General features: G+C 64.2%; 13 protein-coding genes. 10 read left to right on the top strand and 3 right to left on the bottom strand.

Going from position 1 to position 14157, the window contains the following annotated elements:
* Positions 1-18: 18 nt before the first annotated feature.
* From JQ641_RS20295 to JQ641_RS20310, 4 genes are read left to right on the top strand one after another with little or no spacing between them, the layout of a single operon-like run.
* Positions 19-2286 (top strand): acyl-CoA dehydrogenase, encoded by a 2268-nt coding sequence (locus JQ641_RS20295; protein WP_211997742.1) that lies wholly within the window; start codon positions 19-21, stop codon positions 2284-2286.
* Positions 2286-3569, top strand: coding sequence for an acetyl-CoA C-acetyltransferase (locus tag JQ641_RS20300; protein ID WP_211997743.1), 1284 nt, complete (start codon positions 2286-2288; stop codon positions 3567-3569). The genes JQ641_RS20295 and JQ641_RS20300 overlap by 1 nt, the downstream gene beginning before the upstream one ends.
* 2 nt (positions 3570-3571) lie before the next feature.
* Positions 3572-5668: a 3-hydroxyacyl-CoA dehydrogenase NAD-binding domain-containing protein gene (locus JQ641_RS20305; protein ID WP_211997744.1), complete on the top strand. Its 2097-nt coding sequence runs from the start codon at positions 3572-3574 to the stop codon at positions 5666-5668.
* Entirely contained in the window at positions 5665-6096 is a 432-nt protein-coding gene (locus JQ641_RS20310; protein ID WP_211997745.1) for an acyl-CoA thioesterase, read from the top strand. Before JQ641_RS20305 ends, JQ641_RS20310 begins: the two co-directional genes overlap by 4 nt.
* Before the next feature lie 12 nt (positions 6097-6108).
* Here JQ641_RS20310 and JQ641_RS20315 read toward each other — a convergent pair whose 3' ends face one another.
* The gene (locus JQ641_RS20315; RefSeq protein WP_192738491.1) at positions 6109-6543 is read right to left on the bottom strand and encodes a YMGG-like glycine zipper-containing protein; all 435 of its coding nucleotides are present in this window, start codon (positions 6541-6543) and stop codon (positions 6109-6111) included.
* A 245-nt stretch (positions 6544-6788) separates the two neighbouring features.
* On the opposite strand from JQ641_RS20315, the gene JQ641_RS20320 reads away from it, so the two are divergent.
* A complete protein-coding gene (locus JQ641_RS20320) occupies positions 6789-6980 on the top strand; it encodes a hypothetical protein (protein ID WP_192738492.1) in 192 nt (63 codons plus the stop codon).
* Positions 6981-6989: 9 nt separating this feature from the next.
* On the opposite strand, the gene JQ641_RS20325 is transcribed toward JQ641_RS20320, so the two are convergent.
* Positions 6990-8132 (bottom strand): hypothetical protein, encoded by a 1143-nt coding sequence (locus JQ641_RS20325; protein WP_211997746.1) that lies wholly within the window; start codon positions 8130-8132, stop codon positions 6990-6992.
* 251 nt (positions 8133-8383) lie between these two features.
* Between JQ641_RS20325 and JQ641_RS20330 the strand changes: the two genes are divergently transcribed.
* Entirely contained in the window at positions 8384-9214 is an 831-nt protein-coding gene (locus JQ641_RS20330) for a DeoR/GlpR family DNA-binding transcription regulator (RefSeq protein WP_211997747.1), read from the top strand.
* A gap of 170 nt (positions 9215-9384) precedes the next feature.
* The gene (locus JQ641_RS20335) at positions 9385-9768 is read left to right on the top strand and encodes a RidA family protein (protein WP_211997748.1); all 384 of its coding nucleotides are present in this window, start codon (positions 9385-9387) and stop codon (positions 9766-9768) included.
* Positions 9769-9775: 7 nt separating this feature from the next.
* Here JQ641_RS20335 and JQ641_RS20340 read toward each other — a convergent pair whose 3' ends face one another.
* Complete coding sequence (locus JQ641_RS20340; RefSeq protein WP_211997749.1) at positions 9776-10375, bottom strand: CGNR zinc finger domain-containing protein; 600 nt, start codon at positions 10373-10375, stop codon at positions 9776-9778.
* Between the two features lie 82 nt (positions 10376-10457).
* Here JQ641_RS20340 and JQ641_RS20345 point away from each other — a divergent pair, with 82 nt between their 5' ends.
* The 3 genes from JQ641_RS20345 to JQ641_RS20355 all read left to right on the top strand — a co-directional run bounded on the left by JQ641_RS20345 (position 10458) and on the right by JQ641_RS20355 (position 14155).
* A complete protein-coding gene (locus JQ641_RS20345; protein WP_211997750.1) occupies positions 10458-11372 on the top strand; it encodes a DMT family transporter in 915 nt (304 codons plus the stop codon).
* A gap of 138 nt (positions 11373-11510) precedes the next feature.
* Entirely contained in the window at positions 11511-13073 is a 1563-nt protein-coding gene (gene glpD, locus JQ641_RS20350; RefSeq protein WP_211997751.1) for a glycerol-3-phosphate dehydrogenase, read from the top strand.
* On the top strand, positions 13070-14155 hold the full coding sequence (locus JQ641_RS20355) for an ABC transporter ATP-binding protein (RefSeq protein WP_211997752.1): 1086 nt from the start codon (positions 13070-13072) through the stop codon (positions 14153-14155). The genes glpD and JQ641_RS20355 overlap by 4 nt, the downstream gene beginning before the upstream one ends.
* The last annotated feature ends 2 nt before the right edge of the window (positions 14156-14157 follow it).

Genomic DNA, 14157 nt, shown 5'->3' on the forward strand with positions numbered 1-14157 from the left:
CGATCCATGAGGACCGCCATGAGCTTCCGCCGCGATTTCATCACCAAACCGATCTTCTCCTGGGCCCGCGGCGTGTTGCCGTCGATGTCCGACACCGAGCGCGAGGCGCTGGAGGCGGGCGACGTCTGGTGGGACGCCGATCTCTTCACCGGCAATCCCGACTGGTCGAAATTGCTTGGCTACGCGCCGGCGACGCTGACGGCGGAAGAAGAAGCCTTCCTGCATGGCCCGGTCGATGAACTCTGCGCGATGCTCGACGACTGGAAGATCAATTGGGAGTGGCGCGACCTGCCGCCGGAGGCGTGGGCCTTCATCAAGCGCCACAAATTCTTCGGCATGATCATTCCCAAAGAGTATGGCGGCCTCGGCTTCTCGCCTTACGCGCATTCCGAGGTGGTGCGAAAACTGTCGTCGCGTTCGCTCACCGCCGCCGTCACGGTGATGGTGCCGAACTCGCTCGGGCCCGGCGAACTCCTGATGCGCTTCGGCACCAAGGAACAGCAGCAGCAATGGCTGCCGCGGCTGGCCGACGGCCGCGACATTCCCTGCTTCGGGCTGACCAGTCCGGAAGCAGGCTCCGACGCCGCCTCGATGATCGACACCGGCATCATCTGCAAGGGTACATTTGAAGGCCGCGAAGTCTTGGGGCTGCGCCTCAACTGGCACAAGCGCTACATCACGCTCGGCCCGGTCGCGACGTTGCTCGGCCTCGCCTTCAAGGCCTACGACCCCGATCATCTGGTGGGCTCGCAGGAAGAGCTCGGCATCACCGTGGCGCTGATCCCGACGCATCTTCCGGGCGTCGAAATCGGCAAGCGCCATCTGCCGGCGATGCAGGTGTTCCAGAACGGCCCGAACTGGGGCCACGATGTCTTTATCCCGATGGATTACATCATCGGTGGCCAGGAGCGCCTCGGTCAGGGCTGGAAGATGCTGATGACGGCGCTCGCCGCCGGCCGCGGCATCTCGCTGCCGTCATTGTCGGCCGCCGGTGCGGCCTATGCCGCGCGCACCTCTGGCGCCTATGCCCGCATCCGCGAACAGTTCGGCATCTCGATCTCGAAATTCGAAGGCATCGAGGAGCCGCTGGCGCGCATTGCCGGCACGGCCTATTTGCTCGACGCCGCGCGGCGGCTGACCTGTGCGGCACTCAACCAGGGCCATCATCCCGCGGTCATTTCCGGCATCATGAAGCTGCACGCCACCGAGCGGATGCGGATCGCGATCGACGACGCCATGGACATCCATGGCGGCAAGGCGGTCATCGACGGCCCGCAGAATTATTTGGGCCATCTCTACCGTTCGGTGCCGGTCGGCATCACCGTCGAAGGCGCCAACATTCTGACCCGCAATCTGATCGTGTTCGGGCAGGGCGCGATCCGCGCCCATCCCTATCTGCTCGACGAGATGAACGCACTTGGCGAGCAAGACCGCATCAAGGGGCTGCATGCCTTCGACAAGGCGTTCTGGAGCCATGTCGGCCACAGCTTCAAGACCATGTTCCGTGCCTGGGGCCGTAGCTGGAGCTTCGGCATGTTCGCGCCGGCGCCGGATGCGGGGGATGCGACCAAATTCTATCGCCAGCTCTCGCGCTATTCCTCGGCGTTCGCGCTCTGCGCCGACATGGCACTGCTGACCCTGGGCGGTGCGCTCAAGCGCAAGGAAATGCTCTCGGCCCGGTTCGGCGATATCCTCTCCGAACTCTATCTGCTTTCGGCCGCGCTGAAGCGCTGGCAGGACGAAGGCCGCCAGCAAGCCGATTTCGCCGCACTGGAATGGTGCATGGCGAGCGGCTTCAAAACCATCGAGAACCGCTTTGCCGAAATCCTCGGCAATCTGCCCAATCGCTTCGTCGCAATCATCCTGAAATTCCTGATCCAGCCGTTCGGGGCGCGGGTGGTCGGTCCGTCCGACCGGGTCGTCCATCTCTGCGCGCAGCTGGTGCTGTCGCCGTCGGCGGCGCGTGACCGGCTGACGGCGGATTTGTCACACGTCGATGACGATCGCGGCGTCGCCCGGCTGGAAAAGGCGTTCCTGCTGGTGACCGCCGCAGAGGGCCCCGCGAAGCAACTGCACGCCGCGCGATTGCATGACTGGAAAGAGGCGGTGCAGAAGGGCGTCATCACCCAGTCCGAGGGCGAAAGGCTCGCCGCGGCGCATGAAGCTGTCGCAAAAGTGATCGAGGTCGACGATTTTGCGCCGGAGGCGCTGTCGCCGATTTACAGGAAAGCCGCCGACGTGCATCAATTCTTCCAGGAATTGGGTGAGCAAAGGGCGGCGAGCTGATGGCGCGACCGGTTTTTATTGTCGACGGCAGCCGGACGCCGTTCCTGAAAACGCGTTCCGGTCCCGGACCCTTCACCCCGGTCGATCTCGCCGTGCAATGCGGCCGGCCGCTATTGGCCCAGCAGCCCTTTGCGCCCACCGCCTTCGATCAGGTGATCTTGGGCTGCGTCAACGTCATTGCCGACGAGATGAACCCGGCGCGGGTCGCAGCGCTGCGGCTCGGCATGGGCGAAAAAATGGTCGCCTTCACCGTGCAGATCAATTGCGGCTCTGGCATGCAGTCGATCGACACGGGCTACCGCTACATCCGCGAAGGCGTCTCCGACCTGATCCTGGCCGGCGGCGCCGAGGCGCTGAGCCACGCGCCGCTGGTGTGGCCGCAGCAGGGCGTGCGCTGGTTCGCCGGCCTTGCCGGTGCCCGGGGTATCGGCGCCAAGATCATGGCCGCGCTCAAGGTGCGGCCGTCTTATTTCAAGCCGATCATCGGCCTCGAACGCGGGCTGACGGATCCCATCACCGACCTCAACATGGGCCAGACCGCCGAGGTGGTCGGGCATCTCTTCGGCATCACCCGCGCGCAGTCCGATGCCTATGCCGCCGAGAGCCACAAGCGGCTCGCCAATGCCCAGAGCCAGGGCTGGCTGAAGGGCGAGGTCGAAACCGCTTTTGCCCGCGACGGCAAATTCTATGACCATGACGACGGCGTGCGGCCGGATTCCACGGCCGAGACACTGGCAAAACTGAAGCCGGTGTTCGAACGGCCCTGGGGCAAGGTCACCGCCGGCAATTCCTCGCAGATCACCGACGGTGCGTCCTGGGTGATCCTCGCTTCCGAGAAAGCCGTTGCCAGGCATGGCCTGACGCCGAAGGCCGTCATCCTCGACAGCCAATGGTCGGCGCTCGATCCCTCGATCATGGGCCTCGGGCCGGTGCTGTCGGCAACTGAACTGTTGAAGCGCAACGAGTTGACGCTCGGCGATATCGAGACCTGGGAATTGAACGAAGCCTTTGCGACGCAGGTGCTGGGCTGTCTCGCAGCCTGGAACGACGAAGAGTTCTGCAAGGAGATTCTGGGCCTCGACGGTGCGGCCGGCGCCATCGACCAGACCAAAATGAATGTCGATGGCGGCGCGATCAGCCTCGGCCATCCCGTCGGCTGCAGTGGCAACCGCATCGTGCTGCATCTCGTCAACGCCATGAAGCGGCTCGGCACGCGGCGCGGCATCGCCACCGAATGTATCGGCGGCGGGCAGGGCGGCGCGATGCTGATAGAGACGGTGTGATCATGGAATCAAGGATCATGGACGTTCTCGGCGATCGCGTGCTCGAACTCGGGCCGAAGCCCGACGCAAGCGGGCCGTACAGGAATTTCAAACTGACCCGCGATTCCGACGGGATCGCCTGGCTGCTGTTCGACCGCGAAGGCGCCAGCGCCAATACGCTGTCGGCGGATCTGATCGAAGAACTCAACAAGGTGATTGCTGAGCTGGAAAGCGCGCGGCCCGGCGGCCTCGTGATCCGTTCCGCGAAGGAATCCGGCTTCATCGCCGGCGCCGATGTCAACGCGTTTCGCGGCGCGAGCGATGTGCTTGAAGTCGAGACCGAAATCGGCCGCGCGCATAAGGTGATCGACCGGCTCGAAGCGCTGCGGATCCCCACGGTCGCCGTGATCCACGGCTTCTGTCTCGGTGGTGGCTTGGAGGTTGCGCTGGCCTGCCAGATGCGGATCGCGATCGATGATGCGCGCTTTGGCTTTCCCGAGGTGATGCTCGGTCTGCATCCCGGTCTCGGCGGCACCGTGCGTTTCACGCAGCTGGTCAATCCGATGCAGTCGATGCCGTTGATGCTGACCGGCAAGACCATCGATGCCCGCAAGGCCAAATCGCTGGGTCTGGTCGACGCGGTGACGCAGGAGCGGCACGTTCGCAGCGCGGTGAAGGATGCCGTGTTCGGACGGCTGAAGCGCGCTGCACCCGGCCTGCTCACCTCGGTCCTGAACTGGGAGCCGGCGCGCAAACTCCTCGCCTCGCGGATGCGCAGCGAGGCGGCCAAGGCGGCGCCGCAGGAACATTACCCCGCGCCCTATGCGCTGATCGATCTCTGGGAAAGCTACGGCGGTGACAGGTACGGCATGCTGCGCGCCGAACAAGCCTCGTTCGCCAAATTGATGGTGACGCCGACGGCGCAGAACCTGATCCGGGTATTCTTCCTGCGCGAGCAGATGAAGAAGCTCGCCGGCAGCGGCAACAAGATCAACCACGTTCACGTCATCGGCGCCGGCGCGATGGGCGGCGATATCGCGGCCTGGTGTGCAGGTCAGGACATGCGGGTGACTCTGGCCGACATGAAGCCCGAGCCGATCGCCGGCGCGATCAAGCGCGCGTCTGACTTGTTCGGCAAGATCCTGCGCAAGCGCACTAGCGTGCGCGATGCGCTGGATCGATTGATACCCGACATGGGCGGCGAGGGTGTCCGCAGCGCCGATCTTATCATCGAGGCGGTGCCGGAAAAGCTTGCTCTGAAGCAGAAGGTCTATGCCGGGCTTGAGCCCATCATGAAGCCCGGCGCGATACTCGCCACCAACACGTCGAGCATTCCGCTGCAGGATTTGCGCACCAGTCTGCAAAAGCCGGAGCGGCTGCTCGGCCTGCATTTCTTCAACCCGGTGTCGCGGCTGCAGCTCGTCGAAGTGGTCAGTCACGACGGCACCGACGCGCAACTCCTGAAGGAGGCGCTGGCGTTCGTCGGCGCCATCGACCGTCTGCCGCTGCCGGTCAAGTCTTCGCCGGGCTTCCTCGTCAACCGTGCGCTGACGCCCTACATGCTGGAAGCCATGGTGATGCTCGACGAGAAGATCGACAAATCGGTCATCGACGCCGCGGCGAAAAAATTCGGCATGCCGATGGGTCCGATCGAGCTCGCCGACCAGGTCGGCCTCGATATCTGCCTCGATGTCGGCGACATGCTGCGTTCGAAATTCGGTGACGCTCTGCCGCCGACGCCGGCATGGCTGCGCGAAAAAGTCGCCAAGGGCGAGCTCGGCCGCAAGTCCGGCAAGGGATTTTATGTCTGGAAGGACGGCAAGGCGGACACTTCTTCGTCCGCGCCATCCACGACGGAGCCATCGGCCGAAATGATCGATCGCCTGATGCTGCCGATGTCGAATGTCTGCGTCGCGTGCCTGCACGAAGGCATCGTCGACAATGCCGATGTGGTCGACGGCGCCGTCATCTTCGGCACCGGTTATGCGCCGTTCCGCGGCGGCCCGCTGAATTATGCCCGCACCCGCGGCGTGGACAACGTTGTCTCGACCTTGCGCGCGCTTACGGAAAAATTCGGCGGCCGATTCACGCCCGATGCGGGCTGGGAGAATTTCAAGTGACCGAGACGCATGCCCCGCTGAATACGGAAACCGAGCCGCGCGGCGATCTCTGCACCCGCACGCTGGCGATGCCCGCTGACACCAACGCCAATGGCGACATCTTTGGCGGCTGGCTGCTCAGCCAGATGGATATCGGCGGCGGCGTGTTCGCCTCAAAAATTGCGAAGTCGCGGACCGTCACCGTCGCGATCGATGCGATGAATTTTCGGAAAGCCGTCTATGTCGGCGATCTCGTCTCGGTGCACGCCAATCTGGTCCGGATCGGCCGGACCTCGATCACCGTTCATCTCGAGGCCTGGGTGCTGCGCCGCAAGGATATGCCCCAGGAGTCGATCCTGGTCACCGACGGCAATTTTACCTACGTCTCGATCGACGAGCAGGGCCACCCTCAGGCCATCGAGCGTGAGGGGGCTCCAATCTCGACTTGAGCCATATGACTCTTACGGGCAGGGACGCTCGTAGCCGTCACGACCGATGAACGTGCCACGGCGCGGATCGTAGCTCCGTGCACGCATGCAGCGCGGCGTGTCGTCGTAATACTGCTGGGGCGGGGGCGGCGCATATTGTGCCTGGACGCCGCAATAACGCGGCGAAACCGCCACCCAGCCGCCGGGCTGCTCCACATAACAGCCGTTGTTGTAATAGCGGTAGCCGCCCGGGCGGGCCTCGCCCTGGGATGCAATCGCCGCTCCCGTGCCGGCGCCGATGATGGCGCCTGCGGCCGCGCCGCCGCGGCCACCGAGGGCGCCGCCGACGACACCGCCAAGCACGCCGCCGACGATCGCACCGCCGATCGCGTCCTGCGCCGCGGCCTGCTGGACCGGTGCGCAAATCGCAAGGGCCAGCAGCGTCGTAACCGCCAATTTCGATACCATGTCCGTTCTCCGGCCTGTTTGTCGCAAATCACTGGATTCGCGGGGAACACTGGCGGCGACTTTGTCGCAGGTCAAGCCTGCGGAGGGGCCGTTTTTCCCACGAATCCGTATTGGACCGGCCTTGCCGGGCGCTGATTCGCCAGACAATCCTCGATGACGTTTCCGTGTAGGCGCGCTTGCCGGGCTGAGGAACATTTCGGCAGGCGCTCGGTTGTTTGCGCGGAATGCCATCGAGGCTGGAAAATATGTCGGATACCTACATTATCGAAGTCGGTTCGCAGACCGCCGGGATCGTCGTGCGTGGCCCGGGCGGGTACCGCTTCTTCGCGGCCTCTCGTCGTTTCGACCAGCTGGAAGGCCAGCTGTTCCGCAATGCCCGCGAAGCCGAGCGCGCGGCGAGGCGTCTTGCCACCGGCGATCTGACGCTGGCCGCGTAGAAGCCGCGTTCAGCTCTGGCCGATCAGCCGCTTGCAGAATGCGGCGCTGTCGCTGATCGCATCGCGGCCCTTCCAGGCCAGGCCGGACAACAATCCATTGCCGCGCGCGCCGCGCAGTTGCAGGATGTGGCCGACTTCATCGGGAAACCGGCTCACTTCAGTCTCCACATCGGCCACGATCGCGCTCCTGATGTCGCGCAGCCGCGCGCCCCACTCGGAGGCAGCGAGTTCGCGGATGGCGGCCTGCACCGCTGCTTCTGTCTTGTCGATGTCGGCCAGCATGTCGCGCGCGTCGACGACACGGTTTTTCTTCAGGGCAACGCGCAAGGCGATGCGTTTGTCGTCGATCTGGTCCAGCACCATCGAGACGGATATCGCATAGGGCGTCGCTGCGACGTCGGTCGCGCGCCGGCTGCGCGCGGGTTTGGTGGCAAGACGGAGCAACTCGCGGGGCGTCTTGAGACGTCCAGCAACCAGCGCCAGTGCAAACGGCACCGCGCCGGGGTCCTTTTTGCGGAATGCATCCAGCAGCGCCGTGATCTTGTCGACCTGCGCGTCGTTGAATTTGGGGATCTTTTCCGGCAAGGCTTTGCCGAACCCTGCGAGCGCCTCGCGTGCGCGAAGCGCGCCCATGATCTTGACGAGGTCGCTATAGACCGACGGCGAAGCCGTGTAGGCCGCAAGCCTGGTGCGTGCCCGCTCCGCGCCATCGGCCGAAGCGAGGTTTCCCTCCAGCGATTTTGCGACCTTGGTCTGGAAGATCGATGCGGCCTGCTGCGCGTCGCGCGGCCGGTTGGAAGCGATAAACCCCTTCATCTGGTCTTCGTAGTCGCGGGCCATGATCGGCAGCAGATCGCGGTTGATCCATTCCCAGATCGGAACGAGTGAACTCCGCGCAATCCGGCCCGTATTGGCATGCTCCGGCGCACCGGCGACGACCAGCGCCTCCAGCGGCGCGAAGAAATATTTGGACGGCGTTGGAGCTTCGTTAGGTCCGTCCGGGCGCAGTTCGGCCCGCAGCCTGGCCTGCAGGTCCGCGGTGCCCGGCATGTCGACGCCGCACGCCTCCAGCCGCTCCAGCTCGGTGAGCAGGCAGCTGCGCGTCAGCGGGCTCAACCGCTGGAGGAATTCCCAGATTCGATCGACCCGCATCGCAGCGATTTTCCGATATCTGGCCCGTTTTCCGGGCCAGCGACGGCAATGCAATCACGAAACCGTTAAGAACGGCAAAATCGCACCGGTAAAATACGGCTGGCCCAATGCCAATGGGCTTATCATGCCTCTCGCGCACCGCCTTTTTAACCGACGGTTAACCATGATGTCAGGCGCATCCGGTTTCGGCCGCGTTGACCGGAACGACAAACCACCGCACGATAAGAAACTTTTCCCTTGAGGTGCCACCCGTGGCCGGACTGTCCAACCGCCAGACTGAAATTCTCAACATTGCCCGCGCCTTCGGCCGGGTGATGGTGGAGGATCTCGCCAAGCGTTTCGAGGTTTCGGCGCAGACCATCCGCAAGGACCTCAACGATCTCTGCGACCAGCGCTCGCTGACGCGGATCCATGGCGGCGCCATCATTGCCTCCGGCGTCGAGAACCTCGCCTATGAAGCGCGCCGCTTCGTCGCCGCCGAGGAGAAGCGGGCAATCGGCATTGCCGCCGCCTCGCGGATTCCGAACGGCTGCTCGCTGTTCATCAACATCGGCACCACGACCGAAGAAGTCGCCAGCGCGCTGACCTCGCATGAGGACCTACTTGTCATCACCAACAACCTCAACGTCGCGATGCTGCTGTATCGCCATCCGCGCATCGAGGTGATCGTGGCTGGTGGCGCGGTGCGCCGCGCCGACGGTGCGGTGATCGGCTCGACCGCGATCAGTCTGATCGGCCAGTTCAAGGTCGACTACGCCATCATCGGCGCCTCCGCGATCGACGAGGAGGGCGCGCTGCTGGATTTCGACTACCGCGAAGTGCAGGCCGCGCAGGCGATCATCGCGAACGCGCGCAGCGTGATGCTGGTCGCCGACTCGACCAAGCTCAGGCGCAGCGCGCCGGTGCGTATCGCCCATCTCAGCCAGATCCAGACCTTCGTGACCGACGCCGCGCTTCCCGCAGGTCTCGCCAACATCTGCCACACCCGCGGCATCGACGTGGTCGAGGCGATGGACAAGCCGGCCCCCGATATCGATGAGCCGGTGGCAGAGGCGGCTTTGACCGTCACGCGGCTGCGCTAGACGCGGAAAGCCCTTCGCGTCGTCTCAGCATGAAAAGGCCCCGGCATCGTCCGGGGCATTTTCATGAGAATTCCGACTTGGAATAGAAAAACTAATCCAGCAGTGCAGGAAAAATGGTTTGTGCTGGATCGACCGGTGCACGAGGTTCTCTCAGGAAAAAGGAGAACCGAATGCGAATCCGACGGATCAATTCCGAAGCGGCCCTCGTGCCGACGACCGGTTATAGCCAGGCGCTTGAGGTTACAGGCCATACCAGGATGCTGTTCGTCAGCGGCCAAATCCCGGCCGCGGCTGACGGCACGGTGCCCGAGGGCTTTGAAGCGCAGTGCAGGCTCGCCTGGAGCAACGTCGAAGCGCAGCTCAAGGCCGCCGGCATGACGCTCGACAATCTGGTCATGCACCGGACCTACCTCGCGGACCGGCGTTACACCATGATCAATCGCACGGTGCGAAGCGAGGTCCTTGGCAGCCGGGAAACCGCGCTGACCGTCGTCATCGCGGGAATCTTCGACGAGGCTTGGCTGCTTGAGATCGAGGCGGTGGCTGCGGGCTGAAGTTTTTCTAGTGCGTTGCGCAGCGCCATCGCCGCTGCTTTTCGCGATTGCCGCAACCGATCATGCTGCACCATTGCCGGCGCTGGCCCTTGCTGGTGTCGAGGTAATAGACGTCGCAGTCGAAGGCTCCGCATTTGCGGATTCTCTTGCGTTCCTCGTCAACGAGCAGACGCTCGATCGCGAGCGCACAGGCATGCAGCGGGATTTCACGCGCAAGCGCGGGCGACCAGCGGCGGTCGGCCAACCCGGGTGAGGGCGATGCGACCAGCATCCGGGCCGCATGTGCCGCCTGGATCGCGGCGGACAGCGCATCGAGATCGGACTGCCGCGCTGGCCGCCGAGCATGTGCGGCAGCGAGGACATCGTGAAGGTGTTCACGAAGCTTGCGCGCGCGTTTCGCAATATGCGAGCCGCTGTTTCCAGGCTGCTTCAGGCGTGCGGCCGTCCGATCGTCGATCAGGCCCGCCAGCGCAGCGAACCGTGTCAGGTCACGATACGTTGCCAGGTTCTCGATTGGCGCGGCCGAGGGCCGCTCGTCCAGGGTGTTCACGAGATCCAGCGCCGGGTGGCCGCCGCTCCATTCGAACGGATTGGCGCGGCCACTCATCCTGCTTGCCTCATGTTGTACTCCATCATAACCTGTAAAGTACATTAAAAGGGTTATTACGTCCATTGCGGTGGAGGCGATGATGACTGATCTCACCGTCGGCGGCCGCACTGCCGCGCAATATCTCCGGGGCGCTCTCTACGGCCTTGCCGCCGTCAGCATCTGGTCAGGTTGGATCGTGGTCGCGCGCCTCGGATTGCGGACCAGCCTGACGCCATGGGACATCGCTGCGCTTCGCTTTGGCGTGGCCGGCTTGCTCCTGCTGCCCTATGTGATGCGACGGGGGCTCGCGTTCGAGAGGCTCGGCTGGATCGGGCTGGCGGCGATCGTGATTGGCGGCGGCGCTCCGGTCCTGTTGGCGAACGCCGGCCTGTTGTTCGCGCCAGCGGCGCATGCGGGCGCGCTGTTTCCCGGCGTCATGCCGCTGGCGGTGGCGCTGCTGGCTGCTGCCATCCTGCACGAGCCGTTCACCGATGCGAAAAAACTTGGCTTCGTGCTGATCCTGCTCGGCGTCTTCGCCATCGCCTGGAACGCTGGCGGCGCAGTCGGCTCCGGGCAAACGATCGGGCACGCGCTGTTTCTCGGGTCCGCCGTGGCATGGGCCTGCTACACGGTCGCGATGCGTCGCGCGCGGCTCGATGGCCTGCATGCGGCTGGTATCGCCGCGGTCGGCGCTTTGTTTCTCTACATACCCGTCTATTTCGCCGTGGAAGGTATCAGTCTCGCCAAGGCCCCTTGGGAAGATCTGGCCCTTCAGGCAATCGTGCAGGGGCTTCTGACGGCGATCGTTTCACTCGTTTTCTATGGACGTGCGGTCAGCCTCCTCGGCGCCTCCAGCGGCGCGGCGTTCGCAGCGCTGTCGCCGGCGCTGACGGCCGTCATGGCCATTCCAATTCTGGGTGAATGGCCGACGGCAATGGACTGGATCGCCATCGCAGGCATTTCCGCCGGCGTTTACGTCGTCAGTGGAGGTCCGCTGCCGCGTAGCCGGAACTGACAGCTTCGGGTCAATTTGCGCCGTAGAGAAAACCGGCTGGTTCCCCATTTTCGATTTGCTTTCGTTTTTCTTTGTGATTAACTCCGATCCGAAAGTTAAATCGCCGAAGTGAAGAGGCGATCGCCGGGGAAGCGTCTGTTGGATCGGATTTTCGACCTCGCCATCATCGGAGGCGGCATCAACGGCTGCGGCATCGCGCGCGACGCGGTGGGCCGGGGTAATTCCGTTTTCCTCTGTGAAATGAACGATTTGGCGAGCGGGACGTCGTCCTGGTCGACCAAGCTGGTGCACGGCGGCCTGCGCTACCTCGAATATTACGAGTTTCGTTTGGTGCGCGAGGCGCTGATCGAACGCGAAATCCTCTGGCAGATCGCACCCCACATCATCCGCCCGCTGCGTTTCGTTTTGCCGCACCATGCGGGGTTGCGGCCGGCCTGGCTGCTGAGGCTAGGGTTGTTCCTGTACGACCATATCGGCGGCCGTCATCTGCTGCCGCCGACACGTTCGGTGGATCTTGCTCGCGACGAGGTGGGGAAACCCTTGATCGCCAACCGCTACACCAAAGGCTTTGAGTATTCCGACTGCTTTGTCGATGACGCGCGCCTGGTCGTGCTCACCGCGCGGGACGCGGCCGATCGCGGCGCCGAGATCCACACGCGCACGCGGGCGGTCGAGATCAGACAGGTCGACGGCATCTGGCAGCTCACCGTCGAGGATACGTCAAGCGGCACGCGCACCACGATCCAGGCGCGCGCGCTGGTCAATGCCGGCGGGCCCTGGGTCGAACAGGTGCTGTCGTCGGGATCGGGCGTCAATGCGCGCGCAAAGGTTCGCCTGGTGCAGGGCTCGCACATCGTGGTGCGCAAGCTCTACGACCACGACCGTGCCTACATTTTCCAGAACGCCGACGGCCGGATCATCTTCGTCATCCCCTATCAGGACGATTTCACGCTGATCGGCACCACCGATCGCGATTACGACGGCGACCCGGCCAAGGTGAAAGCCTCCACCGAAGAGATCGCCTATCTCTGCGCCTCCGCCAGCGAATACCTCGCCAAACCGGTAAAGCCGGAAGACGTGGTCTGGACTTATTCGGGCGTTCGTCCGCTCTATGACGACGGCGCCAGCGAAGCCAAGGCCGCGACCCGCGATTATGTGTTCGAACTCGATACGCCCGGCGGCGCGCCGCTGCTGTCGATCTATGGCGGCAAGATCACGACCTATCGGCGGCTGGCCGAAGAAGCGCTGGAACGGCTGGCGCCCTATTTGCGCAGTTCCGCGCCCCGCGAGGACTTCAAGGCAAAGGAAGGCTGGACCGGCAAGGCCGCGCTGCCCGGCGGCGACATGGATGTTTCCGCGATCGCGGCGCTGACCGCAGAACTGACGCGGGACTATCCGTTCCTCGTTCCCGCACATGCGAAGCGGTTGGCGCATGCCTATGGCACCCGCGCCAGCAAGCTGCTCGGCAACGCGAAATCGGCGGCCGATCTCGGCCAGTCCTTTGGCGCGACCTTGACGGAGAGCGAAGTCAGGTACCTGATGTCGGCCGAATGGGCCTGCACCGCCGAAGACGTCGCGTGGCGCCGCTCCAAGCTCGGATTGCGGCTGTCCGCGGGCGAAATCGCCGTCCTCGATGAATGGATGGCCGCCCATCGCACGTCCGGTGAACGACCCCTGCGTGAAGCGGGAGGACGGACATGAGCGTCACGCTCGAACACGTCACGCGAACCGTCGACGGCATCGCGACCATCCGCGATGTGTCGTTGGCGCTTGAGCGCGGCACGCTCAGCGTACTGCTCGGGCCGACGCTTTCCGGCAAGACCTCGATCATGCGGCTGCTCGCCGGGCTCGACAAGCCGGCATCAGGCCGCGTGCTGGTCGACGGCAACGATGTCACCGGCTTCGACGTGCGCAAGCGTTCGGTCGCGATGGTCTATCAGCAGTTCATCAATTATCCCTCGCTGACGGTCTATGAGAACATCGCCTCGCCGCTCCGGGTGCAGGGCAAGCCGCGCGCGGAAATCGAAAAGCGCGTCCAGGAGGCATCGCGCCTCCTGAAGCTCGATCCGTATCTGCACCGCACGCCATTGCAACTGTCCGGCGGCCAGCAGCAGCGCACTGCGATTGCGCGCGCGCTGGTCAAGGGCGCGGATCTGGTGCTGCTCGACGAGCCGCTCGCCAATCTCGACTACAAGCTGCGCGAAGAGCTGCGCACCGAATTGCCGCGCATCTTCGAGGCGTCGGGCGCGATCTTCGTCTATGCGACCACCGAGCCTTCCGAAGCCCTGCTGCTCGGTGGCCGAACCGTCTGCATGTGGGAAGGCCAGGTCCTGCAGGTCGGCGACACCCCGAAGGTCTACCGGCATCCCGATACGCTGCGCGTGGCGCAGGTGTTTTCCGATCCGCCGCTCAATATTGTCGGCATCGAAAAGAAGAACGGCACGGTGCAATATGCCGGCGGCATCCAGGCGCCGGCCAGCGGGCTCTATGCCTCGCTTGCCGATGGGCCCTATCGCGTCGGATTCCGCGCCCATCAGCTTGAAGTCGCCAATGGCATCGCCGGCCGCCATGCGTTTCAGGCCACCGTCACCGTGACCGAAATCACCGGTTCGGAAAGCTTCGTTCACCTCAACCGCGACGCGTCGAACTGGGTCGCGGTGCTGCAGGGCGTCCACGAGTTCGAGCCGGGCCACGTGCTCGACGCCGTGCTCGATCCTAACAATCTTTTCGTGTTCGACGCGGCCGACCGTCTGGTCGCCGCGCCGAGCCAAGACAACGCGTGAGG

The organism is Bradyrhizobium sp. JYMT SZCCT0180 (assembly GCF_018130165.1).
In the GTDB taxonomy this organism is placed as follows: Bacteria; Pseudomonadota; Alphaproteobacteria; order Rhizobiales; family Xanthobacteraceae; genus Bradyrhizobium.